Here is a 25,804-nt window from a genome sequence, read left to right on the forward strand (position 1 = left end):
CAAGCCTTTCGGGGAGGGGTCAGCCGAGCAGGGAACGGCCGATGATTTCCTTCATGATTTCGGTCGTACCGCCGTAAATGGTCTGGATCCGGCCATCGGTGAAGGCCCTGGCGACCGGGTATTCGGCCATGTAGCCGTAGCCGCCGTGCAACTGGAGGCAGCGGTCGGCGACCCGCTTCTGGAGCTCGGTGGCCCACCACTTGGCCATGGAGGCGTGGACGGCGTCCAGCTCCCCGTCCGAGTGGTCGACGATGCAGCGGTCGAGGAACGCGCGCGTGACGGCGCATTCGGTGGCCATCTCCGCGATCTCGAAGCGGATGTGCTGGAGCCTGGCGAGCGGCCGCCCGAACGCCTCGCGCTCCTTGACGTACGCCGTGGTGATCTCCAGGAGGTGCTCGGCGGCGGCGATGCCCGCGACGGCGATGTTGAGCCGCTCCTGCGCGAGGTTGGTCATCAGGTGGACGAACGCGCCGTTCAGCTCGCCGAGCAGGTTCTCCTTGGGGACGCGTACGTCGTGGAAGAACAGCTCGGCGGTGTCCTGGGCCTTCTGGCCGATCTTGTCGAGGTTGCGGCCCCGTTCGAGGCCCGCCATGCCGCGCTCGACGACCAGGAGGGACAGGCCGTGCGCGCCGCCCTCGGGGGTGGTCTTGGCGACGACGATCACCAGGTCGGCGAGGATGCCGTTGGAGATGAAGGTCTTGGAGCCGTTGAGCAGCCAGTGGTCACCCTTGTCCTCGGCCGTGGTGCGGATGCCCTGGAGGTCGGAGCCGGCGCCGGGCTCGGTCATGGCGATGGCGGTGATGATCTCGCCGGTGCAGAAGCCGGGCAGCCAGCGCCGCTTCTGCTCGTCGGTGGCGAGCGAGGTCAGGTAGGGGCCGATGATGTCGTTGTGGAGGCCGATGGCGAGTCCCGGGGCGCCGGCGCGGGTGAACTCCTCGGACAGGACGGCGCTGTAGCGGAAGTCGGGGTTGCCGCCGCCTCCGTACTCCTCGGGGACGGCGATGCCGAGCAGGCCCTGCCGGCCGGCCGCGAGCCAGGCGTCGCGCGAGACGATGCCGTCCTTCTCCCACTGCTCGTAGTGCGGGAGGACCTCCTTGGCGAGGAAGGTGCGGACGGTTTCGCGGAAGGCGTCGTGCTCGGCGCTGAAGATCTGGCGTTTCACCCGGTCCCCCTGGGGTCGTCGGTACGGATGCTCGGTACGCCCCAGTCGCGGGCGACCTCGTCGGTGTCGGCGCCCGGCTGGGCGGGCGGCCGGGTCACGGAGCCGGGCGTCGCCGAGAAGCGGGGCGCGGGGGCGGGCTGGGTGATCCCGCCGTGGTCGGTGAAGGTGGAGCGGGCGGTGAGGTGCGGGTGGTCGGGGGCCTCGCGCAGGGACAGCACGGGGGCGACACAGGCGTCCGAGCCCTCGAAGACGGCCGTCCATTCGGCGCGGGTCTTCTCCTTGAAGCGCCGGGCGACGGCGGCGCGCAGCTCGTCCCAGCGGGCGAAGTCCTTGCGGGCCGGGGCCGTGTCCTTGATGCCGAGCAGGTCGGTGAACTCATCGTAGAACTGCTGCTCCAGCGCGCCCACCGCCATGTACTGGCCGTCGGCCGTCTCATACGTGCCGTAGAAGGGGCAGCCGCCGTCCAGGAGGTTGGCGCCGCGCCGGTCCTGCCAGCCGCCGGCGGCCATCATGCCGTGGATCATCGTGGCCAGGTGGGCGGCCCCGTCGGTGATCGCGGCGTCGACGACCTGGCCGCTGCCGCCCTCCCCGCGCGCGTGGTGCAGGGCGGCGAGGACGCCGACGACCAGGTAGAGCGAACCGCCCGCGTAGTCGCCGACGAGGTTGGCGGGCACGGTCGGCGGCTCACCGGCCTTGCCGATCATGGAGAGGGTGCCGGTGATGGCGATGTACGCGATGTCGTGGCCGGCGCGTGGGGCGAGCGGGCCCTCCTGTCCCCAGCCGGTCATCCGCCCGTAGACGAGCTTGGGGTTGCGGGCCAGGCACGGCCCGGGCCCGACGCCGAGCCGTTCGGCGACGCCGGGGCGGTACCCCTCGATGAGGATGTCGGCGCGCTCGACGAGGTCCAGGACGCGCTCGGGGCCGCCGTCCGCCTTGAGGTCGACGAGCACCGAGCGTTTGTTGCGGTTGGTGAGGTCGTACGCCGGATCGATCGAGAGTCCGGCGCCGCCGGGCCGGTCGACCCGTACGACGTCGGCGCCCAGATCGCCCAGGAGCATGGCGGCGAACGGGCCGGGCCCGATGCCCGCCAGCTCGACCACGCGCACCCCGGCGAGCGGGCCGTTGCCTGTCGCTGCCATCAAACCCCCAGCACTGTGACACAACTGCTGTAACAGCAATGATGCTAAGAACGTGTTCCACTCCGCACAAGCCCTGTGGACAACCGCGTGGAACGAGGGACCCGGGCGATCACGCCTCCTGGCGCACGCTAGCCTCTGCCTCCGACAACGGCGCGGACGGCGGAGGGCTGGATGGACAAGCGGGACGGCACGGAGCGGGCGTATGACGTCGTGCTCTTCGGAGCGACCGGTTTCGTCGGGGAACTGACCGCCCGGTACCTCGCCGCGCACGCGCCCGCGACCTGCCGCTGGGCGCTCGCCGGGCGCAGCCGGGACAAGCTGGAGCGGTTGCGCGACCGGCTGGCCGCCGATCACCCGCACTGCGCCGGGCTGCCGCTGCTGACCGCCGACGCGGCCGACCCGGACTCGGTGCGCGCGCTGGCCGAGTCGGCCCGGGTCGTGGCGACCACCGTGGGGCCGTACGTCTGGTACGGGGAACCGCTGGTGGCCGCCTGCGCCGAGGCGGGGACGGACTACGTGGATCTGACCGGTGAGCCGGAGTTCGTGGACCTGATGTACGTACGCCATGACGCTCGGGCCCGGGAGACGGGGGCGCGGATCGTGCACGCCTGCGGCTTCGACTCGGTCCCGCACGACCTGGGCGTGTACTTCACCGTGTCGCGACTGCCCAAGGAGGTGCCGCTGACCGTGGACGGGTTCGTCCGTTCCAACGCCTTCTTCTCCGGCGGCACGTTCGCCTCGGCGATCACCGCCATGGGGCGGGGCCGGCAGATGCGGCGGGCGGCCCGGGAGCGGCGGCTGCACGAGCCGCGCCTGGTGGGGCGGCGGGCGCGGGCACCGCTCGGGGCGCCGCGCTTCAGCCGGGAGACCGGGGCGTGGGCGCTGCCGCTGCCGACCGTGGACGCCGCGATCGTGGCGCGTTCGGCGGCGGCCCTGCCCCAGTACGGGCCGGACTTCCGCTACCGCCACTACGCGGCGGTCAAGGCGCTGCCCATGGCCATCGGCGGGACGGCGGCCCTGGGGGCGTTGTTCGGGCTGGCCCAGGTGCCGCCCGCCCGCCGGTGGCTGATGGACCGTTACGAGGCGGGTCAGGGCCCGGACGAGGAGCGCCGCGCGCGTAGCTGGTTCACAGTGCGGTTCGTCGGCGAGGGCGGCGGGCGGCGGGTGTTCACCGAGGTGTCGGGCGGCGACCCGGGGTACGACGAGACGGCGAAGATGCTCGCCGAGTCGGCGCTGTGCCTGGCCTTCGACGCGCTGCCCTCGACCGCCGGCCAGGTGACCACGGCGGTCGCCATGGGGGACGCGCTGCTGGAGCGGCTGAGCCGCGCCGGCATCCGCTTCCGGGTGGCCGACGCACGCTGAACCGGCGCCCCAGCTTGTTCTTTATCTACCAGGATCTGCCAGGTCTGCCGATGGCCTTGAGGGTCTCGGGGCGTTTGACGGTCTTGCCGACGTCGTAGCGGGGCGCTCGGCGTTTGTTCTTGGCGCCGGGTGGACGTCCGGGCCCGGCACCTCGGGGTCTGGGCACACGGGTCGGGCAGACGAGGTGAACGCGGATGTTCCTGAACCCCCGGCGGACCCGGGCTGGGGTGAGCCGATCGGAGGCGGCGGGTTTCTCCCAGGGCCGACGGAGGTCCGCGGCGAGGGGCCGGGCGAGCCGGAGCTGGGTGTGAGCGACGATCAAAATCCAGGTCCAGCGGTCCGCCGCCTCAGGAGTGCGGAGTCTCGGGGTGGTCCAGGCGAGGGTCTGCTTCGCGAAGCGGAAGGTGTGCTCCAGATCGAATCTGCGGAGAAATGCCTGCCAGAAACGGTCCACGTCGTCCGGGGTGGTGCCAGTCTTCGAGGACCACAACCATACCGGCGGGGCATCCCGTTCCTTCGACAGATGCTCGACCTTCAACCGGATCAACGTTCCCTCGACCAAAGGCAGTTCCCCCTCGCGCTCGAGCCAGGAGGAGCGGTGGGTGAGCCGGGGGTGGACCCGGTCCCATGCCTGGGTCTCCGCCTTGCCGTACTTGGTGGTGTCAGTGACCGTGGTGATTGTGGGCTCGGGCCAGGTCTCCGGTTTGGTGAAGCGGAATTCCGGGCCGTGCTTGGGCGGCCGGCCATTGGTGCCGTGCATCCTCGGTGGTTTCGGCAGACGCATGACGCGGTCGGAGCGGACCCGGCCGATCAGCTCGACCGGCAGGTCACGCAGGACCCAGGCCAGGCGGGTGACGTCATATCCGGCATCACCGACGATCACGATGGCCGGGTCCCCGGCCCGCCACTGGCCCACGGTGATGAGCCGCTCGACGACAACCCGCAGATGGGCGGCGGTGACCGCGGTCGCGTCGTCCACCGGTCCGAGCCGGACCGCGTCCAGGATCGAGGTCCAGGACGTGGCGCCCGGCTCCAGCACGGCGACGAAGGAATACGGCCAACCCGGGATGAACTGGGACGCCGTCTTCGCCCGGCCGTAGACGTGGCAGAACAGCCGCTCTGCCGAGCACGGCGCGTCCGAACGAAGCCACGGCGACACATCGACCGCCAGCACCAGGCGCCCACCGTCGAAACGCGGCAACGGCGGCCCAGCCAGGGCCATCCGCAGCCGTTCAGCGTCGATCCGGCCCTGGTTCAAGCCGCCGTACATCGCTCCGTGCCCACGACGATGCTCGGGCAACAGCGTCAGATCGACCACGGACTTCACCGCACCGCCCGCACACAGCACTGCGTCCACCAACTCGAACAACTCATCGCGCCGCGCGGTCGGACACTCGTAGAACTCGCCCCGGAAGCGTGACGCCTCCGCGAACGCTTCCCTCCGGACAGCATCAGGCAGCAACTCACCGTCACGGTCTTCATCGTGGTCAGTGCACCTTGGCCGGAGCACATGATCAGACGAAGGCCGCCCCCACGTCCTGCAAATCCCCAGGTGAGCGACTCAGCTTAGTCACTGATTCCGCTTTCCTGACGTGAACGGGCCGGACACGGGGGCTACACACTTGTCGACGACGGTCTCCTCGCCAGCCGCCGAGCCCTCCAGGCAGAGCCGTCCGCCCTTGTCACGGAGGTCGAGGAAGAACCGTGTGGTCGCACCCGACTGCTTCAGGTCGTGAATGCGCTCGTCGACATAGCCGAGGTCGTTCAGGATCGTCCTGACCTTGGCGGGGGTGGGATCCACCAGATCCCAGAGCGCCTGGGCGATGCGCTCCTCATGGAGATTGCTCGCGCACCAGTCACGAGCATTCAACTCCACTTCCGGCCCTGCCGTGGGAGCGATGGGCTCGACGTCCGGCGGTGTCTCCACCGCACCGGGCGGCAGTGGCAGCGCCGGACCGCTCGGCGGCGGCTCCGGCGGGGCGCTCGGGGGACACGACTGCTCGACCCTGTCCAGTATCTCCGTGAGACCGGGCCGGGCCTCGGCGGTGTCAGCGGGCTCGCTTTGCAGTCCGCCGGCGCTTGTCTCCTCGGTGCCGCAGGCGGCGAGCGCCAGAGCGGCGAAGGCTGTCATCACGAGCGTGTGCCGTGGGCGGCGCGGGAAGCGGGTAACCGTGCTGGTCTGGGCAAGGGTTCGTCTCATGCGCCAAGTCTGTGATCAAGCCGCCCCCTGCACGTGAGTACTCGTACTCACGTGCGCAGGAGTACTCGCTCAAACTTCGATGAGACGTGACCAAACTTCAGTGAGACGAGACACCAGTAGATAGAGAACAGGCCCTAGTGGCGTACGAGGCAGAAGGGGTGCCCTGCCGGGTCGGCGTAGACGTGCCAGCCGCGGGCCGGGTCCCCGTCGTCGAGCGGCTCGGCGCCCAGGGCGAGGACGTCCTGCCGTGCCCGCGCGAGGTCGGGTACGCCCACGTCGAGGTGGAACTGCTGGGGGCGGTCCGGGTCCGGCCAGGCGGGCGGCCGGTAGGGGTCGGCCCGCTGGAAGGCCAGCACCTGCCCGTCGTCCAGGTGGAGGGTCGCCCAGTCCGCGTCGAGCGACCAGCGGGGGTCCGGGCGGTTCACGTCGCCGCCGAGCAGCCCCTGGTAGAAGCGGGCCAGGGCCAGGACGTCGGGACAGTCCAGGACCGTGCACTGGAGCCGGCCGATCACGCCACGGCCTCCTTCAGGGCCCGCCTGCACAGGGTGTCCGCGCGACGGGTGGTCTCCGGGATGCGGTAGCGGGGCGTCAGGTGCAGGGCGTGGGCGCAGGCGTTGCCGAGGGTGACGCGGTGGCCGACGGAGACGAAGACCGGCTTGACGCCCGCCTGGGTGCGCAGCGCCCGGCCGACCTCCTCGCCGTCCGCGACCAGGGGGGTGGACGCCCCGCGCTCGGGGGCGGGCTGCTCGTAGGAGAAGGTGAACGGGTTCTTGGCGACGCCGATCACGGGCAGGCCGGTGAGGACGCCGAGGTGGCTGGCGAGGCCGAAGCGGCGTGGGTGGGCCTGGCCGTAGCCGTCGCACACCACGAGCCCGGGGCCGCGGCGCAGCGCGTCGAGCGCGGCCAGGACGGTCGGTATCTCGCGGAAGGCGAGCAGTCCGGGGACGTACGGGAAGGAGACCCGGCCGACGGCGGTGGCCTCCTCGACGACGGTGAGCGTACCGGCGTCCAGGACGACGGCCGCGGCGGCGACGAGGTCGCGCTCGTCGTCGTAGGCCACGTCGACGCCGGTGACGAGTCCGGTGCCGGGCGGCGGGCCGGGCTCGTCCAGGACGACGCGGCCGCGCAGTTCGTCCTGGACGGCCAGGGCTCCGGCCTCGTCGGACGGCCAGCCGGCGGGCTTTTCGATGATCGTCATAGTGACGGCCACCTTACGTCCGGCGGCACTGTCGGTGCGGCCGGATAACCTCGCAGTCATGTTCGTACTGGAACTGACCTACACCGGGCCCATCGAGCGCGTGGACGAGCTGCTCGCGGACCATGTCGCCTGGCTCGACACCCACTACGCGTCAGGGGTGTTCATCGCCTCCGGCCGCAAGAATCCGCGCGACGGCGGAGTCATCCTGGCCGCCGGCGAGGACCGCGCGCTGATCGAGGAGATCACGGCGACCGACCCCTTCGTCACCGAGGGCGTGTGCGCGTACCGCGTCACCGAGTTCATGGCCACCAGGACCGCGCCCGCACTCGACGCGTACCGCCAGGAGCTTCCCACCTAGGGCCTACGGTTCCAGTCGGGCGACCCGACCCTTCTCGCCGGAGGCCCAGCAGCCGAAGTCGGGGGCGCAGTCGACCGTGTCGTACGAGCCGGTGTCGACGGTCCGCCAGGTGTGGCCGCCGTCCGTCGTCAGGTCCGTTCCGGTGGGCCCGACGGCGAGGGCGGCGGAGCGGCTGTGCGGCAGCCAGGTCACGCCCGAGCGGTAGGCGGGCGGCGGGGTGTGCGCCTGCCGCCAGGTGCGGCCGCCGTCCCGGCTGATGGCACCCGCCCGGGGCGACGCCTGGCCCGTGCGGTAGTCGCCGCCGACGGCGAGGCCGTGCGTACGGTCGCGGAAGGCGAGGGCGAAGACCCCGCGCGCCGGGTCGCCGGCCGGGATCGTGGACTCGGCGACGGTCCAGTTCAGGCCCCGGTCGGAGGAGTGGAGCACGCGTGCGGTGGCACCGCCTCCGGTGGCCAGCCACACGTCCCGGGGGCCGGAGCTGACCAGGCACTGGCCGCTCGCCGCGAAGGCCGCCTCCCCCGGCAGGGCGGCGGGCATGCCGGTGTCGGGCAGGACCTTCCAGGTGCGGCCGCCGTCACCGGTCGACAGGATGCGGTACTTGCCGTCGACGGGGTCGCTCATGGCGAGGCCGTGGCGGTGGTCGAAGAAGGTGACGCAGTCGTAGAAGGCCCTGGGGTCGGGGTTGCGGAACGACTCGGTCCAGCTCGCGCCGCCGTCGTCGGTGCGGAGAATCCGGGACGCCTCCCCCTCGCCGATGGCGAGCACCACCGCGCGGCGCCCGTCGAACGCCTCGATGTCGCGGAACTCCAGCTCCCCCGCGCCCGGCGGCGACACGTTCCGCCAACTGCGGCCGCCGTCCGAGGTGCGCAGCACCGTGCCCTTGGAGCCGGCCACCCAGGCGCCGGAGCGGCTGACGGCCGCCAGACCCCGGAAGCGCACCTCCGTGCCGGTGGGCTTCGGCTCCCAGACGGAACCCGCCGCGGCCGCCCGGACCTCAGCCGCCCGGTCGTCGGCCGCCTGGGCCGGGGCGGTCAACGCGGCCGCCAGCGCCGCCCCGCACAGCCCCACCGACACCGCTCGTCTCGTCTTCCCCATGGACGTCATGGCGCGGGAACGTAGCCCACCCCGCCCGACCCGTCCAGGGCGCCTGAGTGGCGCACGTCACACCCTCCGCGAGTGCACGCGGCGAGGGAATTCGTCGTCCTCTCTGGCGTAAGGAGTCGTACCACCGCAGCCGCGCGTGAGGGAGCAGGCCTTGTCCACCGTCATCGAGCAGGCCGTACAGGCCCGCCTGGTCGCGTCCGCGCCCCGCATGGAATCCGTCCCGGCGACCCTCCGCTACGACCGGGGCAACCCCTTCGCCGTGCAGATGGCCTTCCCCGCCCGGGCCACCCTGGAAGGCGTCGACGTGGCCTGGGAGTTCTCCCGGGAGCTGCTCGCGGCGGGCGTCGAGGAGCCGTCCGGGCTCGGCGACGTACGCGTACGGCCCTTCGGCTACGACCGTACGGTCGTGGAGTTCCACGCCCCCGAGGGCGTCGCGATGGTGCACATCCGCACCTCCGAGGTACGCCGCTTCCTCCGGCGCGCCCAGCACCTGGTGCCGGCGGGCTGCGAGCACGAGTTCCTCGACATCGACCAGCACCTGGCCGACCTGCTGCGCGACGCCTGCTGACGTCGCCGATAATTCCGTTGCCGCCCACGGCGGACCGGCGTAGCGTCGCTGACGGTCGTTGTCGCCGTCGAACGGAGTAGGACGTTGCTCGTCTGAGGTCTCGAGACACCGTGTCGCACAGCCGCGTTCGGCGCTGTGCGCGCTGATGTGTGCGACCTCGGCCTGCGAGCCGTCCCGGTGTCTCACCCGTTGCCCCCTTTCCTTACGCAACCGGGAGACCCGTATGTCTACCTTCCCCACCTCCATCACCTGCACCGACCTGTCCTTCTCGTGGCCCGACGGCACCGAAGTCCTGGACGGCTTCCAGCTCGCGGTCGGACCCGGCAGAACGGGCCTGATCGGCCTCAACGGCTCCGGCAAGTCGACCCTGCTGAAGCTCATCGCGGGTGAACTCACCCCCGCCGACGGCACCGTGCGCGTCGCGGGAGAGGTCGGTTACCTGCCGCAGAACGCCACGCTCGACACCGCGCTCCGGGTCGACCAGGCCCTGGGCATCGCCGCCACCCGCGCCGCGCTGCACGCCATCGAGGGCGGCGACGTGAGCGAGGAGCACTTCGAGGCGATCGGCGACGACTGGGACGTGGAGGAGCGGGCGCGCGCCACGCTCGACCAGCTCGGCCTCGGCCACATCGGCCTGGACCGCACGATCGGCGAGGTGTCGGGCGGCGAGTGCGTGCTGCTGCGGCTGGCCGCCCTGCTGCTGGCCCGGCCGGACGTGCTGCTGCTCGACGAGCCGACCAACAACCTGGACCTGCACGCCCGCCGCCGCCTGTACGGGGCCGTGGAGGCCTGGTCCGGCGTCCTGGTCGTGGTCAGCCACGACCGTGAACTGCTGGAACTGGTCGACCAGATCGCCGACCTCCACGACGGCGAGGTGTCCTGGTACGGCGGTGCCTACTCGGCGTACGAGGAGGCGCTGGCCGCCGAACAGGAGGCGGCCGAACGCATGGTGCGGGTCGCCGAGGCCGACGTACAGCGGCAGAAGCGCGAACTGGCGGACGCGCATGTGAAGTTGGCGCGGCGCAAGCGGTACGGACAGAAGATGTTCGACAGCAAGCGCGAGCCGAAGATCGTCATGAACGCGCGCAAGCGGGCGGCCCAGGAGTCGGCCGGCAAGCACCGCATCATGCACGCCCAGAAGCTCGCCGAGGCCAAGGAACGGCTCGACGAGGCGGTGGAGTTGGTACGGGACGACGACGAGATCCGTATCGAGCTGCCGTACACGACGGTCCCGCCGGGCCGGGGCGTGCTGCTGATGCGCGGCCTGGAGCTGCGGTACGGGGCGCGGGTCGGCGGCGAGTGGGAGCTGCGCGGCCCGGAGCGGATCGCGCTCGTCGGGCGCAACGGCTCCGGGAAGACGACGCTGCTGCGCACGATCGCCGGTGAACTGGCGCCGGTGGCGGGCGAGGTGGTGGCGCACGTCCCGCTGCGGTTCCTGCCGCAGCGGCTCGACGTCCTCGACGACGCCCTGAGCGTGGTGGAGAACGTGGCGCGGCTCGCCCCGGAGGCGACCAACAACAGGATCCGCGCCCGGCTGGCCCGCTTCCTGTTCCGGGGTGCGCGGGCCGACCAGCAGGCCGGGACGCTGTCGGGCGGCGAGCGGTTCCGGGCGGCGCTGGCCGCGCTGCTGCTGGCGGAGCCGGCACCGCAGTTGCTGATGCTGGACGAGCCGACGAACAACCTGGACATGGCGAGCGTACGGCAGTTGACGGCGGCGCTCGACGCGTACGAGGGGGCGCTGATCGTGGCGAGCCACGACGTGCCGTTCCTGGAGTCGATCGGCATCACGCGCTGGCTGCTGCTGGAGGACGGCGAGCTGCGTCCGACGACGGCGGAGGAGGTGCTGTCCGGCCTCTAGAGTGACGGCCGTATACCCGACAGAAGGTGTCGGGTATACGGCCTAGCTTCGTCCGCATGGCTTCGGACATCGTGATCTCGGGCGCCCGCGAGAACAACCTCCGGGACGTCTCCCTCTCCCTCCCCAAGAACCGCGTCACCGTCTTCACCGGCGTCTCCGGCTCCGGCAAGTCGTCCGTCGTCTTCGACACGATCGCCGTCGAGTCGCAGCGGCAGCTCAACGAGACCTTCACCTGGTTCATCAGGAACCGGCTGCCGAAGTACGAGCGGCCGCACGTCGACGCGATCGACGACCTCTCGGTGGCGATCATCGTCGACCAGAAGCCGATCGGCGGAAACGTCCGCTCGACGGTGGGCACGATGACGGACATCTTCTCGGTGATCCGGGTGCTGTTCTCCCGGTACGGCACGCCCAGTGCCGGGCCCGCGACGGCGTACTCCTTCAACGACCCGTCCGGCATGTGCCCGGTGTGCGACGGGGTGGGGCGCACGGTACGGCTCGACCTGGACAAGGCGGTCGACTGGACGAAGTCGCTGAACGGAGGCGCGCTGCTGCTGCCGGGCACGTCCGTGGGGAGCTGGCAGTGGCGGCTGTACGCCGACTCGGGTCTCTTCGACCCGGACAAGCCGCTGGCCGACTACACGGAGGCGGAGCGCCGGGCGCTGCTGTACGGGACGGGCGGGGGCCAGGACCTGAAGGTGCGGCTGGCGATGAAGTCGGGTGCGGCGGACGTGCGGTTCGAGGGGCTGGTGGACCGGTTCGACCGCCTGTACCTGAAGCGGGACACGGCGGGGCTCTCCGACTCGTACAAGGAGACCGTGCGGAGCGTCACCACGCAGGGGGTGTGCGAGGCGTGCGGCGGCGCGCGGCTGAACGAGGCGGCGCTCGCGACCCGTATCGACGGGCTGAACATCGCGGACTACGCGCGGATGGAGGTCGCCGACCTGGTCGAGGTGCTGGCGGCGATCGACGACCCGGTCGCCACGCCCATCGCGGCGGCCGCGCGGGAGCGGCTGGAACGCCTGGTGGGGATCGGGCTCGGCTATCTGAGCCTGGACCGGGAGACCACCACCCTGTCCGGTGGCGAGGGCCAGCGGCTCAAAATGGTGCGGCACCTGGGGAGTTCGCTGACCGGCCTGACGTTCATCTTCGACGAGCCCAGCGTCGGGCTGCACCCGCGCGATGTGGGGCGGCTGAACGATCTGCTGGTGCGGCTGCGCGACAAGGGCAACACGGTGCTGGTGGTGGAGCACGACCCGGACGTGATGGCGATCGCGGACCACATCGTCGACATGGGGCCGCACGCCGGTTCGGGCGGCGGCGAGGTGGTGTACGCGGGTCCGTTCGCCGGGCTGCGCGACGCGGACACGCTCACGGGGCGGTGCCTGCGCCGGCGTACGCCGTTGAAGGAGACGTTCCGCTCCCCCACCGGGGCGCTGCCGGTGACCGGGGCGGATCTGCACAACCTCAAGGGCATCGACGTCCGTTTCCCGGCCGGGGTGCTGACGGCCGTGACGGGGGTGGCCGGGTCGGGCAAGTCGACGCTGGTGTCGGAGGTGTTCACGGCCGCGTACCCGGAGGCGGTCGTCATCGACCAGGGCGCGATCACGGCGTCGGCGCGGTCGACCCCGGCGTCGTACCTGGGGATCATGGACTCCGTACGGAAGGTGTTCGCGCAGGCGAACGGAGTCCCGGCGCCGCTCTTCAGTTTCAACTCGGCGGGGGCGTGCGGGACGTGCGCGGGGCGTGGCGTCATCCACACCGACCTCGCCTTCATGGACCCGGTCACGACGACGTGCGGGGCGTGCGAGGGGCGCCGGTTCCAGGACGAGGTGCTGGCGCACCGGGTGCGGGGCAGGTCGATCGTGGACGTCCTGGAGATGACGGCGGCGGACGCGATCGGGTTCTTCGACGACCCGGCGCTGATCCGGAAGCTGCGGACGCTCAACGACGTGGGGCTGACCTATCTGACGCTCGGGCAGCCGCTCAGCTCGCTGTCGGGCGGTGAGCGGCAGCGCATCAAGCTGGCGACGCAGTTGCACCGTACGGGCAGCGTGTACGTGCTGGACGAACCGACGACCGGGCTGCACATGGCGGACGTCCAGACGCTGGTCGCGCTGCTGGACCGGCTGGTCGACGCGGGTAACACGGTGGTCTGCGTGGAACACAACCTGGATGTCGTGAAGCGGGCGGACTGGGTGATCGACCTCGGCCCGGACGGCGGAAAGCACGGCGGTGAACTGGTCTTCGAGGGGACTCCGGCGCAGTTGCTGGAGCACCGGAAGTCGTTCACGGCCGAGTATCTGCGCCGGGATCTGGGCGTCGGGTAAGTCGTCGCGTACGGGGGTAGGGGTGTGCGGTCACCGACTCGTGGAGGCTGTCATGCCCAGCAGGAAAGCCCTGGTCCGCCGCCCGAGCCCGCGCCTCGCCGAGGGCCTGGTCACCCATGTCGAACGCACGCCCGTGGACCCCGTACGGGCGCTGGAGCAGTGGGAGGGTTACGTCGGCGCCCTGCGCGCGCACGGCTGGGAGACCGTGGAGGTGGAACCGGCCGACGACTGCCCGGACGGGGTGTTCGTCGAGGACACGGTGGTGATGTTCCGCAACGTGGCGCTGATCTGCCGGTCCGGGGCGCAATCCCGGCGTCCGGAGGCGGCGGCGGTCGAGGAGGCGGTGGCGCGGCTGGGCTGCTCGGTGAACCGGGTGCGGGAGCCGGGCACGCTCGACGGGGGCGATGTGCTCAAGGCCGGCGACACCATGTACGTGGGGAGAGGCGGCCGCACGAACGCGGCGGGCGTCGCGCAGGTGCGGGCGGCCTTCGAGCCGCTGGGCGCGCGGGTCGTCGCCGTACCGATCAGCCGGGTGCTGCACCTGAAATCGGCGGTCACGGCCCTGCCGGACGGCACGGTGGTCGGGTACGAGCCCCTGGTGGAGGCCTCCTCGCTGTTCCCGCGCTTCCTGCCGGTGCCGGAGGAGGCGGGCGCGCACGTGGTGCTGCTGGGCGGCGGGAGGCTGCTGATGGCGGCGAGCGCGCCGAAGTCGGCGGATCTTTTCGCGGATCTCGGGTACGAGCCGGTCGTCGTCGACATCGGCGAGTTCGAAAAGCTCGAAGGGTGCGTGACATGCCTCTCTGTGCGGCTACGTGACCTCCGCCCATAACGGAACGTAAGCGTCCATCCCCGGACCCGGGCTTGGCTAGGGCTTACGGCCCCCTTAACCTACGGTCTCGTAACCTACGAGCCCGTAGGTAATTCTCCCGTCCCCAGGAGCAACCGCATGACCCTCACCTCTCCCCACCTCGGCAGTTCGGACGTGTGGACCGACGCCCGGCTGCTGTACGCCCTGGAGGAGGTGGTCGAGAAGGAGCTCAACCGCCACCTCAAGGTCGTCAAGGACTGGATGCCGCACGAGTACGTCCCGTGGTCGGACGCCCGTAATTTCCCCGGCTTCTTCGAGGACGGCGAGGCCTGGGAGCCGGAGCAGTCCAAGGTCACCGACATCGGCAAGATCGCGCTCGTGGTCAACCTGCTGACCGAGGACAACCTGCCGAGCTACCACCACGAGATCGCCACCCTCTTCGGCCGGGACGGCGCATGGGGCACCTGGGTGCATCGCTGGACCGCCGAGGAGGGCCGGCACGGCATCGTGATGCGCGACTACCTGCTCGCCTCGCGCGCCGTGGACCCGGACAAGCTGGAGCAGTTCCGGATGGCGCACATGAGCGAGGGCTTCGAGTCGGACAACCGCCACTCGATGCTGCACTCGGTCGCGTACGTCGCCTTCCAGGAGCTCGCGACCCGCATCTCGCACCGCAACACCGGCCACCAGTCGGGCGACCCGGTCTGCGACCGGATGCTGGCGCGCATCGCGACCGACGAGAACCTGCACATGGTCTTCTACCGGAACCTGCTGGGCGCGGCCTTCGAGATCGCCCCGGACCTGACCATGCAGGCCGTCCGCGACGTGGTCGTGAACTTCCGCATGCCCGGACACGGCATGCCGGGCTTCGAGCGGGCGGCCGCGCAGATGGCCATCGGCGAGATCTACAACCTGCGCATCCACCACGACGACGTCCTCCAGCCCGTGCTGCGCTTCCTGAAGGTGCTGGAGATCGACGGGCTCGGCCCGGAGGGCCTGAAGGCGCAGGAGGAGCTGGGCCTGTACATGGGCGGGCTCGACGCGGAGGCCAGCAAGTTCGACGAGAAGCTCGCGGCCCGCAAGGCCCGAATGGCGGCCCGCGGCCGCTGACCCCGGCGGGCACCGCGCTCTCCCGGCCCGGGCCCCACCCGCCGCGGTGGAGGCCCGGCTCCGGCTGGGCGGGGAGCGCGGCCCGGCGCACAGTGCCGCCCGCTCCGGATCACCAGGCGGCCGGGCGGTAGTCCTTCAGGAAGACCCCGGCGACCGGTGCGCCCGCCTCGCCCCGCACGATCGGGTCGTAGACGCGGGCGGCGCCGTCCACCACGTCCAGCGGGGTGCGGGTGCCGGCGGCGGCGATCCGCGCCTTGCGGGGTGCGGGGTTCTCGTCGGTGATCCAGCCGGTGTCGACGCTGCACATGTGGACGCCGTGCCCGGCGAGGTGCTCGCCGCTGGTGCGGGTGAGCATGTTGAGCGCGGCCTTGGCCATGTTGGTGTGCGGGTGGCCGGCCGTCTTGTTGCGTACGGCGAACCGTCCCTCCACCGCGCTGACGTTGACGATGTAACGGCGTGGGTGCGGGGATGCCAGCAGCAGCGGCAGCAGGCGGTCGCACAACAGCGCGGGCGCGAGGGCGTTGACGAGCTGGGTCTCCAGCAGCTCGGCGGGGTCGAGCTCGCCGAGGCGCGCGGACCAGGAGTTGTGCGGCGCCGGGTCGGGCAGGAGCCCTGCCTCGTCCATTTCGCCTTCGAGGCTGTCCAGGCCTACGAGGGCGAGAGCGCCGCCACCGGTGGCCGGGAGCGCGGGGGCGTACCCGGGGGCGGCGATGACGCCGGCCGGCAGCTCGCCCCGCTCCCCCGCCCGGAGCGCGGCGTACGACTCGGGCGGGCGGCGGATCGTCTGGGCCGCGTTGTTGACGAGTATGTCCAGGGGCCGGCCGTCGGCGAGCAGCCGCTCGCACAGGCCGAGGACCTGGCGCGGGTCGCGGAGGTCGATGGCGACGACGGTGAGCCGCTCCAGCCACCGCTCGCTGCCCTCGGCGGCGCGGAAGCGGCGCAGCGTGTCGTGGGGGAAGCGGCTGGTGACGAGGAGTTCGGCGCCGTCGCGGAGCATCATCAGCGCCAACTGGAACCCGATCTTCACACGGCCGCCGGTGAGCAGCGCGCGGCGCCCGGTGAGGTCGGTGGTCAGGGCGCGGCGGGCGGCGTTGTCGTCGGCGCAGGCGGGGCAGAGCCGGTGGTAGAACGCGTCGGCCCGTCGATAGGGCGCTTTGCAGACATAGCAGTGGCGGGGCTTGAGGAACTCCCCCACCGTGCCGCGCCGGGTGGCCAGGGGCGCGTCCTCCCGCCGGTCGAGCGCACCGGTGGCGGTGGCGGCGCTGAGCACGGCGTCGGCCTCGGAGCGCGCCCGGTGCCGGGCCTTGCGGCGCTTGTTGCGGCTCTCGCGGGCGAAGGAGGCGGCGAGCTCCTCGGCCCGCATGCGTATCGGGTCGTCCAGCGGCAGGGCGCGTAGCCGCCCCACCGTGCGGCCGAACGCGGCCAGCTCGTCGTCCGTCACTGCGCTGTGCTGCTGCTCCATGCGCATGTGATCTTAAGGGCGGGCGGCTCGCACGGGCATCCGGTTATCCCCCGGTTCTTCCTGGGCTCAGCGCCCCTGCCGCCTGAGCGCGTACCGCTCCTTCTCCGACAGGCCGCCCCAGACGCCGAAGCGCTCGTCGTGTGTGAGGGCGTATTCGAGGCAGGCCTCGCGGCCTTCACAGGCGGCGCAGAGGCGCTTGGCCTCGCGGGTGGAGGAGCCCGGGTCCGGGAAGAAGAATTCCGGGCCGGTCTGGGCGCACAGGGCGGCTTCCTGCCAGGAGAGTTCGTGGTCGTCGCGAGTGGTGCGGTTGATCGGCATGCCGGACACGCTGCCCCGCTCCGATAAACGGGACGTCAACGAACGATCAACGGCAGGACGGCCGGAACGGCGTTGGTTCGCTCCGTAAGCATGGGCCTCCGGGGCGTGATCGGCAAGGGGTTCGATTCGATCGGGGTGTCGGTGTCGCTTCGGTGTCGGTGTCGCGGTGGCTAGGGCGGCGGCGGGGTGCTGGTGATGACCGCGAAGCGGGCGCCGTAGGGGTCGGTCAGTTTGGCGTAGCGGCCCACGCCGCCCATCTCGCTCGGGGAGAGGCGGACGGTGCCGCCCAGTTCTTCGGCCTTGGCGACCGTCGCGTCGGTGTCGGGGACCTCGAAGTAGGGCGTCCAGTAAGGGCCCTCCGCCGACTCCAGGGGGTCCGATTCGAGGGGGACCACGCCGCCGAAGGAGTCGTCGTCACCGCCGTCGGCCGGGGTGAGCAGGATGTACGAGCCGGTGCCGTCGGGCCACGGTACGGCGGACGACTCGATGCCGAGCACCGATCCGTAGAAGGCCATGGCGGCGGCCGGGTCGCGGGTGTACAGCTCCGTCCAGCACAGGCTGTGCGGGTCGTTGACCACGTCCAGGCCCTTGTTCGCGCCGGGCTGCCAGACGGCGAAGCCGACGCCCGCCGGGTCGGCGAAGACCGCCATGCGGCCGAGGTCGAAGACGTCCATGGGCTCGGACAGCACGGTTCCGCCGCCTTCGCGCACGGCCGCCGCCGTGGCGTCGGCGTCGGATGTCCGGAAGTAGACGGTCCACCCGGGCGGTGCCTGGTCGGGCGGGACCGTCATGCCGCCGGCCACGGTCCTGCCGTCCAACTGGAACATGCCGTATCCGCCGGCCTCGGGACCGGCCGACCGGAAGCGCCAGCCGAACAGGGCGCCGTAGAAGGCTTCCGCTCCCTGGAGGTCGGGGGTGCCCAGGTCGACCCAGTTCGGGGAGCCGGTGAGGTAACGGGTGGTCAGCATGGTGCCGAGTCTGCTGCCGTGGCCGGAGCCCCGCATCAGGAGGGCGCCCGCACGTGTTCCTCAGCGGGAACGGGGAAGCCGCGGATCTGCTCACGTACTGCCGGCTGACGCCGACCGGGGCGGAGCCCGTGTCCCGGGCGCGGCTCCCCGGGGCGGACGGGAGCGCCGCCTTCCGGCTGCCGGCCGGTCTGCCGGGGACCTCGTATCCACGTGCGGCACGAGTCGGCCGTCGACTGGGAGGTGCTCGACATCGCGAGCTGACCGCACGACCGTGCGTTCAGTACGCTGGGCGGATGACGGACGGACGTGACGGACGGGTCGAGCGCGGCAACCAGACCAGGCGGCTGATCCTCGGGCGCACGGTGGACATCGCCTCGGTGGAGGGGCTGGAGGGCCTCTCCCTGGGGCGTATCGCCACGGAGCTGAAGCTCAGCAAGAGCGGGGTCTTCGCCCTGTTCGGCTCCAAGGAGGAGCTGCAACTGGCGACGGTACGGGCGGCGGTCGCCGTGTACGTCGAGCGGGTGATCACTCCGGTACGGGACCTGCCGCCCGGGCCCGGGCGGGTGTGGGCGCTGTGCGACAACTGGCTCGGGTACTCCCGGGAGCGGGTCTTCGCGGGCGGGTGCTTCTTCTACGGCGTGTCGGCGGAGTTCGACGCTCGCAGCGGGCCGGTGCACGAGGCCATCGCGAAGGCGCGCCACGACTGGGTGGCGTACGTGGAGCGGACCCTGGACGAGGCCCGCGCGGCGAGCGGTTTCGATCCCGGCATGGACGTGGGCCAGGTGGCGTTCGAGATCATCGCGCTGATGGAGGCGGCGAACGCCCAGTCGGTGCTGCACGACGACGACTCCGCCTACGACCGGGCCGCCAAGGGCATCCTGAGCCGGCTGCGCGCCGAGGTGACGGACCCGGGGGCGCTGCCTCAGCGGCCGTAGGCGCCGCCACGGGGTCACCCGTCAGAGCCGGGCGTCGGCCGTGACGACGAAGTCGACCGCCTGGGCGACCACTTCCGGGTCGGCGAGGATCCGCCGGTGGCCGAGGCCCTTGGTGACGACGAGGCGGGCACGGTCCCCGTGGGCGGCGGCGGCGAGGCGTGACTGGGCGACCGGGGTCATGTCGTCGTCCTCGTCGTGGAACAGCAGGACGGGCGCGGCCAGTCGGTCCGCCTCGTAGGCGGCGGTGAGGCGCTGCCATATGCCGGGCTCGCCGGGGAAGAGGCGGCGCTCGACGTGGCCGCGGATGTCGTGCTTCAGCCGCTCGTGCAGGCCGAGTCGCGCGCAGAACGCGTCGAGGAGGTGGTCGAACTCGGCGACGCCTCCGATGCCGACGAACCGGTGCGCCACGACGCCGTCGTGCAGCGCGACGAAGGACGCCAGCACTCCGAAGGAGTGCGCGAGGACGGCCTCGAAGTCACCGTGCTCGGCGTGCAGCCGCCCGATGATCTCGCGGTAGTCGCGGATGTTGCTCGCGCACCCCTCCGAGTCGCCGTGACCCGGCGCGTCGAAGGTGACGGGGCTGTAGCCCTTGTCGCACAGGGCGGCGATGAACGCGCTGAACCGGGAGCTCCGCGACGACCAGCCGTGGACCAGAAGCACAGGACGGGCGCCGTCGCCCCACGCGTACGTGACGACGTTCCTTCCATTCACCCGCAGGGTGCCGAGCCGGGCGCGGTCCAGCAGCGGGCGCTCGGCCGGCCGGACGCGGCTGCGCCCCAGGGGCTGGACGAAGGCGGCGAAGGCGAGCCTGCCGGAGAGGCGGGACGAGACGCGGGAGGTGGTGTTGAGGGCGGTGCGAAGGAGTGGAGCCATGGGGTGCATGCCGGGTTCTCCTCGGTCGGCCGGGGCGAGACCAAAAATGCTAGCACGACCGTTCGTATAGTTTTTGGGGTACGAAAAGCCCGCCCCGGCACTCCGGGGCGGGCCTACCGGAAGCCGGGACGCTCAGTGGGCGTGCGCGCCGCCTGCGGCCGTCGTGGGGTGGTGCGGTTCGTAGCCGGGGATCGTGCCGTCGGGCTTGGCCACCAGGAAGAGCCCGGCCATGCCCATGTCCGAGTGGCTCTGGACATGGCAGTGGTACATCCACGCCCCGGCGCCCACGTGTTCGCCCGCGATGATCTGGAAGCCGAAGGAGTCGGCGGGACCGGTGATCTTGTTGTCGATGACGGGGCTGGGGTCGTCCGGGCCGGTGAGCATGCCGGTGCGGTTGTCCGCCCACCGGTGACCGTGCATGTGGAAGGTGTGGTAGTACTCGCCGTGGGTGATCATGATGATCTCCACCCGGTCGCCCACCGTGGCTCGGAAGTTGGGGCTCTGGTGACCGGGCCTGTTGTTGATCGTCATGTCGTTGAAGACGATCGTGAACTGCTTGTCCGGCAGGATGTCGCCCTTGCGGCGCACGACGACGGGCCCGTACAGCCCCTTGCGGATGCCGCCCGTGCCGTGGTCGGTGCCCACGACGTGGTCGTGGTAGTGCCAGTAGCCCGCGCTGCCGGCGCGCCAGGTACCGTCCTTGCGGCGGCCGGGGGCATGCGTGCGCCAGGTGTAGGTGCGGGTGCCGCCGGGCTCCACATGGCTGCGGTTCATCTTCGTGCCGTCGTTCGCCACGTCGTAGTCCACACCGTGGACGTGCAGGCTGACCGGGACGTCCATGGTGTTCTCGAACTCGATGTGGAGCGTGTCCCCTTCGTTCAGCTCGATCAGCGGCCCGGGAATGGTGGCCTTGCCCTTCTCCAGCCCGTAGCCCATCTGACCGTCTGCCAGTTTTTCGGCGTACAGCTTGAGATGGCGCACCTGGCCGCCCGCCGGGGCGGTCGGCGGTGGCGTCTCGGCCGACACCGCGCCGGGCGCGGAGGCCGGGGACGCGGAAGCCGAGGACAACGATGTCACGCCGGTCGCGGCAACCGCTCCCCCGGCCAGCAGGCGCCGGTTGAAGCTCCGTCTGTCCATGCCGAACTCCCCAGTGCGGTGCGGAGGATGACGGGGCGGAGTGCCCCCGGGACGGGCACACCGTAGCCGGGCGGGGACGGGTTTATCCACAGCCAGGACAAAGTTCGCGGGATTGGTGTCAAGCTATTGGCGTGTCGCGGAAAGAGGTCTAGCTTCATCGTCGTTTGCTGTGACCACAGAGGGGTGGGTGAACACATGCACCGTGCACCACATCACCGGTCAAGATCCCGCCGCCGGGCGGGGGTTGCTCTCGCCACCGGCGCCATGGCGGCCTCCCTGCTCAGCGGGACGGCGGCCACCGCCGAGCCCAATCCCGGTGAGCCAGGCCCCGTTCGGACAACGTTGTCGATACAGTCGCCGCCCGGCGGGGCCAATGTGCGCGTGCTGGTCTTCCACGCCTCGGCGACCGCCGAGTCCCCGACCGTCGACGCCGGTATCGCGGCGATCGAGGCGATCGGTCAATCCGGCCCGGCCGCCCAGCAGTTCCGTACCGAGGCCACGGACGACGCCTCGGTGTTCACCAACGGCCGCAAGCTCGGCCGGTACAACGCGGTGGTGTTCCTGACCGGCGGCGGCGATGTGCTCGACCCCGAGCAGGAGGCCGGCCTGGAGGCGTACATGGAGGCCGGCGGCGGCTTCCTCGGCATCCACGACGCGGCGCGCACCGAGCCCTATTCGGACTGGTTCACCGGTCTGGTCGGCGCCCGGCCCGCCGCGAACGGCCCCACCGCCGTCCAGCGCGCGACCGTCGAGGTCGGGGACCGGCAGCACCCTGCCACCAAGCAGTTGCCGCTGAACTGGAAGCGCCCGGACAAGTGGCTCAACTGGACGGTCAACCCGTCGGGCAAGGTGCACACGGTGGCGCGGGTCAAGGAGAGCAGCTACCAGCCGGGCGCGAGCGCCAACGGCTGGGACCACCCGGTCTCCTGGTGCCGTGACTACGACGGCGGCCGGTCCTTCTACACGGGCATGGGCGGCACGGTCGACTCGTTCGCCGAGACCGACTTCCGCGACCACCTGCGCGGCGCGCTGCTGTGGACGACCCGGCTCTCCCGTGCCGACTGCAAGGCCACCGTCGACGCCAACTACACCGCCGAGCGGGTCACCCGGCCCAACCAGCCGGGGCAGAACGACCAGATCGGTGAGCCGCACGGCCTGGTCGCCGCCCCCGACGGGCGCATCCTCTACATCGGGCGCGGCGGCGCGGACTCCTCGAAGCCCGTGGTGACCGACTGGAACAACCCGGACATCGGCAAGGGCAAGGGCGAGATCCACGTCTACGACCCGAAGACGAAGAAGGTGCAGCTCGCGGGCGAGCTGACGGTCTTCGGCAACAAGGGTGGCGGCGACGAGCTGATCAAGAACGAGGAGGGTCTCCTCGGCATCGAGCTCGACCCGGACTTCCTCTCCAACGGCTGGGTGTACCTGCACTACACACCCCACTCGCGGATCAACCGCGACACGCACATGGCGGAGCGGTACGTCTCCCGCTTCACCCTCGACCTCGCCACCAACAGGCTGGACCTGGCGAGCGAGAAGGTGCTGCTGAAGTGGCCGGTGCAGATCCACAGTTGCTGCCACGCGGGCGGTGGCATGGCCTGGGACTCGAAGGAGAACCTGTACATCGCCACCGGTGACAACAACTCCAGCGGCTTCAGCTCGGGGTACTCGGGCAACAACCCCGAGCCCGACTTCAAGGGCGTCTCGTTCGCCGACGCCCGCCGCACCTCGGGCAACACCAACAACCTCAACGGCAAGATCCTGCGCATCCACCCGGAGGACGACGGCACGTACACGATTCCCGAGGGCAACCTCTTCACCGGCGAGGAGCCGGACGAGGGGGGCGGCAAGACGCGCGGCGAGATCTATGTGATGGGCGTGCGCAACCCGGCCCGGATCTTCGTCGACAAGCAGACCGACATCCTCTACGCGGGGTGGGTCGGCCCCGACGCCGGTGCGCCGTCCACGACGTGGGGCCCGGCGAAGTACGACACGTTCGCAGCGATCACCAAGGCGGGCAACCACGGCTGGCCGTACTGCATGGGCAACAACCAGCCCTACCGGGACCGCAACCTGCCCGACCCGGGCAAGCCGCTCGGCTGGTACGACTGCGCCAGGCCGAAGAACGAGTCGCCGAACAACGACGGTCTGGTGAACCTGCCGCCCGTCACACCGAACTCGATCTGGTACTCGCCACAGGGCGGCGGCGTGGACTACCCGCGCGACGCCAACGGGGTGCCCAGCTACCGGACGGAGGAGCAGAGGCTGCTGCTGCCGTGGCTCAAGGGCGGCGGCCAGGCGACCATGAACGGCCCGGTGTACCGGTACGACACGGCGTCCGACAGCACGGTCAAGTGGCCGGCGTACTGGGACGGCAAGTGGTTCGTCGGTGACTTCTACGACGGCGACCAGCCGCGGCACGCCGTCCTGATGGACCCGAGGACGGTCGGCAAGGGCGGGCTGCCGGTGCACGCGGAGTCCCTGAAGAAGATCATCCCGGTGGGATCCGGTGGCATCCGCAACCTGATGGACTGGAAGTTCGCGCCGGACGGTTCGCTGTACGTCCTGGACTACGGGCGCGGCTTCTTCACCTCCGACTCCCAGTCCGCGCTGTGGCGCGTGACGTACAAGGGCGGCGAGCCGACGCCCGCCGCCGACGGTCTCGCGAGGAAGGGGGCAGCGCAGTGAGTCCCAGCACGGTGAGACACCGCTCCCTACGGTTGTGGACGGCCCTGTTCGGGTCCTTGCTGATGGTCCTCGGCCTGACGTCGACCGCCGCGTACGGGCGGCCCGACAACGGACCGGCGGCCGCGGCGGAGCAGGTGCTGACCTGGACCGCCGGTGACCCCATCGACCGCTACCTGACCTTCCCGGCCACCGCGGTGGCGGGCCCGACGACGATCGTGTTCGAGAACAGCACGGCCACCGGGAACACCACCGGGATGCCGCACACGCTGACGTTCGACGTCTCGGACCCGGAGTACAACAACGACGTCCCGCTGAACATCCTGGCCAATCCCAACGACGACCAGGGCGGCAAGCACACCGCACAGGTCACCCTGACGCCCGGCCGGTACCGGTTCTACTGCACGATCCCCGGCCACGGCTCGATGCAGGGCATCCTCACCGTGACGGAGGGGGGCGGCGGCGAGGACACCACGGCGCCGGAGACCTCCGCGAAGGTCGAGGGTGAGCGGAACGCCGACGGCGCGTACATCGGCCACGCCAACGTCACGGTGTCGGCCACCGACACCGGCGGCTCGGGCGTGGACCGGATCGAGTACGCGGTCGGGGCGGACGGCGCCTGGCAGACCTACACCGCGCCCGTGATGGTCCACGAGGTGGGCGCCCACAGGATCCGGTACCGGGCCACCGACAAGGCGGGCAACACCTCCGCCGAGAAGGCGGTCGACTTCACCGTGGTCGCCCCGCCGACGGACGACAAGACCCCGCCGGAGACGTCGGCGACCGTCAGCGGCGAGAAGAACGACCAGGGCCAGTACCTGGACATGGCGACAGTCACCGTCACCGCGTCCGACACCGGCTCGGGCGTCAACACCATCGAGTACGCGATCGGGGCGGAGGGCGCCTGGCAGACCTACACCGCCCCGGTGATGGTGCACCAGGTGGGCACCCACACGGTCCGCTACCGGGCCACCGACCGGGCCGGGAACGTGGCGGCCGAGAAGTCGGTGCAGTTCACGGTCGTCGCCCCGCCCACCCAGGACACCACCCCGCCCGAGACGACGGCCACGGTGACCGGCAGCAAGAACTCGGACGGCGCGTTCATCACCAGCGCCACCGTGGCGGTCACGGCGACCGACACCGGCGGCTCGGGCGTGGACAAGGTCGAGTACTCGCTGGACGGCGGGCCGTACCTGGCGTACACGGCCCCGGTCGTCGTGGACCGGGTGGGCTACCACACGGTGCTGCACCGGGCCACCGACAAGGCCGGCAACACCTCGGCGGCCAAGCAGGTGAGCTTCAACGTCGCGGAGGGCGGCGGCGTACCGGCGCCCAACTGCCCCGAGTACGACGAGCGGCTCACCGTCATCGTCGGCACGGTCGACTCCGGCGTGCCCAACCGGATGACGCGCGGCCGGTGCACCATCAACGAGCTGATCGAGGACGAGAAGGACTGGTCGTCGCACGCGCTGTTCCTCAAGCACGTGGACGCGGTCCTCGACAAGCTCCTCGCGGAGGGGGTCATCGACGCCCGGGAGCACCGGACGATCCACCGCGCGGCCAAGGAGTCCGGCATCGGCAAGCCGGGCCAGACCAACGGCTACCGGACGCTGTTCGACGGATCGGCGGAGACCTTCGCGAAGTGGCAGCACGTGGGCGGCGGCAAGTTCGCCCTCAACGGCGACGGCTCGATGACCAGCAGCACCACGGTCCCGGGCATGGGCATGCTGTGGTTCCCGCAGCGGCAGTACGGGGACTTCTCGCTGAAGCTCCAGTGGCGCGACGACGCCCCGGGCTCGGGCAACGCCAACTCCGGTGTGTTCGTCCGCTTCCCGAACGTCCACAACCACCCCGAGGAGCCCCGGCCGGAGTGGGTCGCCATCAAGTTCGGGCACGAGGTCCAGGTCCTGGACCGGCCCGACGGCGACATGTACAAGACCGGCTCGATATACGGGTTCGACCGGGTGGGCCTGGGCGGCGCGGGCGTCACTCCGAAGGGCACCTGGAACGACTACGAGATCCGGGTGGAGGGCCAGCACTACTCGGTCTTCCGCAACGGTGTCCTGATCAACGAGTTCGACAACAACGGCGGCCAGGAGTTCTACCCGCCGCGCGACGGTGACCCGGGCACGGACGGCCGGCGGTACGCCACCGGCTACATAGGGCTCCAGGTCCACGGCACGACGGATGTGATCTCCTACCGCGACATCCGGATCAAGGAACTCTGAG

22 protein-coding genes are annotated in these 25,804 nt (G+C 71.1%); 10 read left to right on the forward strand and 12 right to left on the reverse strand.

Going from position 1 to position 25,804, the window contains the following annotated elements:
* Positions 1–19 precede the first annotated feature (19 nt).
* Complete coding sequence (locus AB0J57_RS03405; RefSeq protein WP_366126212.1) at positions 20–1,162, reverse strand: acyl-CoA dehydrogenase family protein; 1,143 nt, start codon at positions 1,160–1,162, stop codon at positions 20–22.
* Positions 1,159–2,301 (reverse strand): CaiB/BaiF CoA-transferase family protein, encoded by a 1,143-nt coding sequence (locus AB0J57_RS03410; RefSeq protein ID WP_366126213.1) that lies wholly within the window; start codon positions 2,299–2,301, stop codon positions 1,159–1,161. Before AB0J57_RS03410 ends, AB0J57_RS03405 begins: the two co-directional genes overlap by 4 nt.
* Before the next feature lie 171 nt (positions 2,302–2,472).
* Here AB0J57_RS03410 and AB0J57_RS03415 point away from each other — a divergent pair, with 171 nt between their 5' ends.
* Positions 2,473–3,663, forward strand: a complete 1,191-nt coding sequence (locus tag AB0J57_RS03415) for a saccharopine dehydrogenase NADP-binding domain-containing protein (RefSeq protein ID WP_366126214.1) — start codon at positions 2,473–2,475, stop codon at positions 3,661–3,663.
* A 25-nt stretch (positions 3,664–3,688) separates the two neighbouring features.
* Here AB0J57_RS03415 and AB0J57_RS03420 read toward each other — a convergent pair whose 3' ends face one another.
* From AB0J57_RS03420 to AB0J57_RS03435, 4 genes are all read right to left on the reverse strand, one after another.
* On the reverse strand, positions 3,689–5,125 hold the full coding sequence (locus tag AB0J57_RS03420; RefSeq protein ID WP_366126215.1) for an NF041680 family putative transposase: 1,437 nt from the start codon (positions 5,123–5,125) through the stop codon (positions 3,689–3,691).
* A 108-nt stretch (positions 5,126–5,233) separates the two neighbouring features.
* Positions 5,234–5,863 (reverse strand): hypothetical protein, encoded by a 630-nt coding sequence (locus AB0J57_RS03425; protein ID WP_366126216.1) that lies wholly within the window; start codon positions 5,861–5,863, stop codon positions 5,234–5,236.
* Positions 5,864–5,997: 134 nt separating this feature from the next.
* Complete coding sequence (locus AB0J57_RS03430; RefSeq protein WP_366126217.1) at positions 5,998–6,375, reverse strand: VOC family protein; 378 nt, start codon at positions 6,373–6,375, stop codon at positions 5,998–6,000.
* Positions 6,372–7,061: an endonuclease V gene (locus AB0J57_RS03435; RefSeq protein ID WP_366126218.1), complete on the reverse strand. Its 690-nt coding sequence runs from the start codon at positions 7,059–7,061 to the stop codon at positions 6,372–6,374. Before AB0J57_RS03435 ends, AB0J57_RS03430 begins: the two co-directional genes overlap by 4 nt.
* A 58-nt stretch (positions 7,062–7,119) precedes the next feature.
* Here AB0J57_RS03435 and AB0J57_RS03440 point away from each other — a divergent pair, with 58 nt between their 5' ends.
* The gene (locus AB0J57_RS03440; protein WP_366126219.1) at positions 7,120–7,419 is read left to right on the forward strand and encodes a YciI family protein; all 300 of its coding nucleotides are present in this window, start codon (positions 7,120–7,122) and stop codon (positions 7,417–7,419) included.
* Between the two features lie 3 nt (positions 7,420–7,422).
* Here AB0J57_RS03440 and AB0J57_RS03445 read toward each other — a convergent pair whose 3' ends face one another.
* Positions 7,423–8,523, reverse strand: a complete 1,101-nt coding sequence (locus tag AB0J57_RS03445; protein ID WP_366126220.1) for an oxidoreductase — start codon at positions 8,521–8,523, stop codon at positions 7,423–7,425.
* A gap of 151 nt (positions 8,524–8,674) precedes the next feature.
* Here AB0J57_RS03445 and AB0J57_RS03450 point away from each other — a divergent pair, with 151 nt between their 5' ends.
* The 5 genes from AB0J57_RS03450 (at position 8,675) to AB0J57_RS03470 (ending at position 15,197) form a co-directional block, all read left to right on the forward strand.
* A complete protein-coding gene (locus tag AB0J57_RS03450) occupies positions 8,675–9,091 on the forward strand; it encodes an SsgA family sporulation/cell division regulator (RefSeq protein ID WP_366126221.1) in 417 nt (138 codons plus the stop codon).
* A 223-nt stretch (positions 9,092–9,314) separates the two neighbouring features.
* The gene (locus tag AB0J57_RS03455) at positions 9,315–10,949 is read left to right on the forward strand and encodes an ATP-binding cassette domain-containing protein (RefSeq protein WP_366126222.1); all 1,635 of its coding nucleotides are present in this window, start codon (positions 9,315–9,317) and stop codon (positions 10,947–10,949) included.
* Between the two features lie 56 nt (positions 10,950–11,005).
* Positions 11,006–13,279 (forward strand): excinuclease ABC subunit UvrA, encoded by a 2,274-nt coding sequence (locus AB0J57_RS03460; protein WP_366126223.1) that lies wholly within the window; start codon positions 11,006–11,008, stop codon positions 13,277–13,279.
* A 52-nt stretch (positions 13,280–13,331) separates the two neighbouring features.
* Entirely contained in the window at positions 13,332–14,108 is a 777-nt protein-coding gene (gene ddaH / locus AB0J57_RS03465) for a dimethylargininase (RefSeq protein ID WP_366126224.1), read from the forward strand.
* A gap of 117 nt (positions 14,109–14,225) precedes the next feature.
* A complete protein-coding gene (locus AB0J57_RS03470; protein WP_366126225.1) occupies positions 14,226–15,197 on the forward strand; it encodes an acyl-ACP desaturase in 972 nt (323 codons plus the stop codon).
* 109 nt (positions 15,198–15,306) lie between these two features.
* Here AB0J57_RS03470 and AB0J57_RS03475 read toward each other — a convergent pair whose 3' ends face one another.
* The 3 genes from AB0J57_RS03475 to AB0J57_RS03485 form a co-directional block, all read right to left on the reverse strand.
* On the reverse strand, positions 15,307–16,659 hold the full coding sequence (locus AB0J57_RS03475) for an SDR family oxidoreductase (protein WP_366126226.1): 1,353 nt from the start codon (positions 16,657–16,659) through the stop codon (positions 15,307–15,309).
* Positions 16,660–16,725: 66 nt separating this feature from the next.
* Positions 16,726–16,977, reverse strand: coding sequence for a WhiB family transcriptional regulator (locus tag AB0J57_RS03480; protein WP_366126227.1), 252 nt, complete (start codon positions 16,975–16,977; stop codon positions 16,726–16,728).
* A gap of 170 nt (positions 16,978–17,147) precedes the next feature.
* Positions 17,148–17,945, reverse strand: a complete 798-nt coding sequence (locus tag AB0J57_RS03485; protein WP_366126228.1) for a VOC family protein — start codon at positions 17,943–17,945, stop codon at positions 17,148–17,150.
* Positions 17,946–18,238: 293 nt separating this feature from the next.
* Here AB0J57_RS03485 and AB0J57_RS03490 point away from each other — a divergent pair, with 293 nt between their 5' ends.
* A complete protein-coding gene (locus tag AB0J57_RS03490; protein ID WP_366126229.1) occupies positions 18,239–18,880 on the forward strand; it encodes a TetR/AcrR family transcriptional regulator in 642 nt (213 codons plus the stop codon).
* 21 nt (positions 18,881–18,901) lie between these two features.
* Here the strand turns inward: AB0J57_RS03490 and AB0J57_RS03495 are convergent, their stop codons facing one another.
* Positions 18,902–19,753, reverse strand: a complete 852-nt coding sequence (locus AB0J57_RS03495) for an alpha/beta hydrolase (RefSeq protein ID WP_366126230.1) — start codon at positions 19,751–19,753, stop codon at positions 18,902–18,904.
* A 132-nt stretch (positions 19,754–19,885) separates the two neighbouring features.
* Positions 19,886–20,890 carry a multicopper oxidase domain-containing protein gene (locus AB0J57_RS03500; protein WP_366126231.1) on the reverse strand — a complete coding sequence of 335 codons (1,005 nt, stop codon included), beginning with the start codon at positions 20,888–20,890 and terminating at the stop codon, positions 19,886–19,888.
* Between the two features lie 195 nt (positions 20,891–21,085).
* Between AB0J57_RS03500 and AB0J57_RS03505 the strand changes: the two genes are divergently transcribed.
* Both AB0J57_RS03505 and AB0J57_RS03510 read left to right on the forward strand, forming a co-directional pair.
* Entirely contained in the window at positions 21,086–23,578 is a 2,493-nt protein-coding gene (locus tag AB0J57_RS03505; RefSeq protein WP_366126232.1) for a ThuA domain-containing protein, read from the forward strand.
* A gap of 62 nt (positions 23,579–23,640) precedes the next feature.
* Complete coding sequence (locus AB0J57_RS03510) at positions 23,641–25,803, forward strand: family 16 glycoside hydrolase (RefSeq protein ID WP_366126466.1); 2,163 nt, start codon at positions 23,641–23,643, stop codon at positions 25,801–25,803.
* Position 25,804: the final 1 nt, after the last annotated feature.

It is taken from the genome of Streptomyces sp. NPDC049837 (genome assembly GCF_040674455.1).
GTDB lineage: Bacteria > Actinomycetota > Actinomycetes > Streptomycetales > Streptomycetaceae > Streptomyces.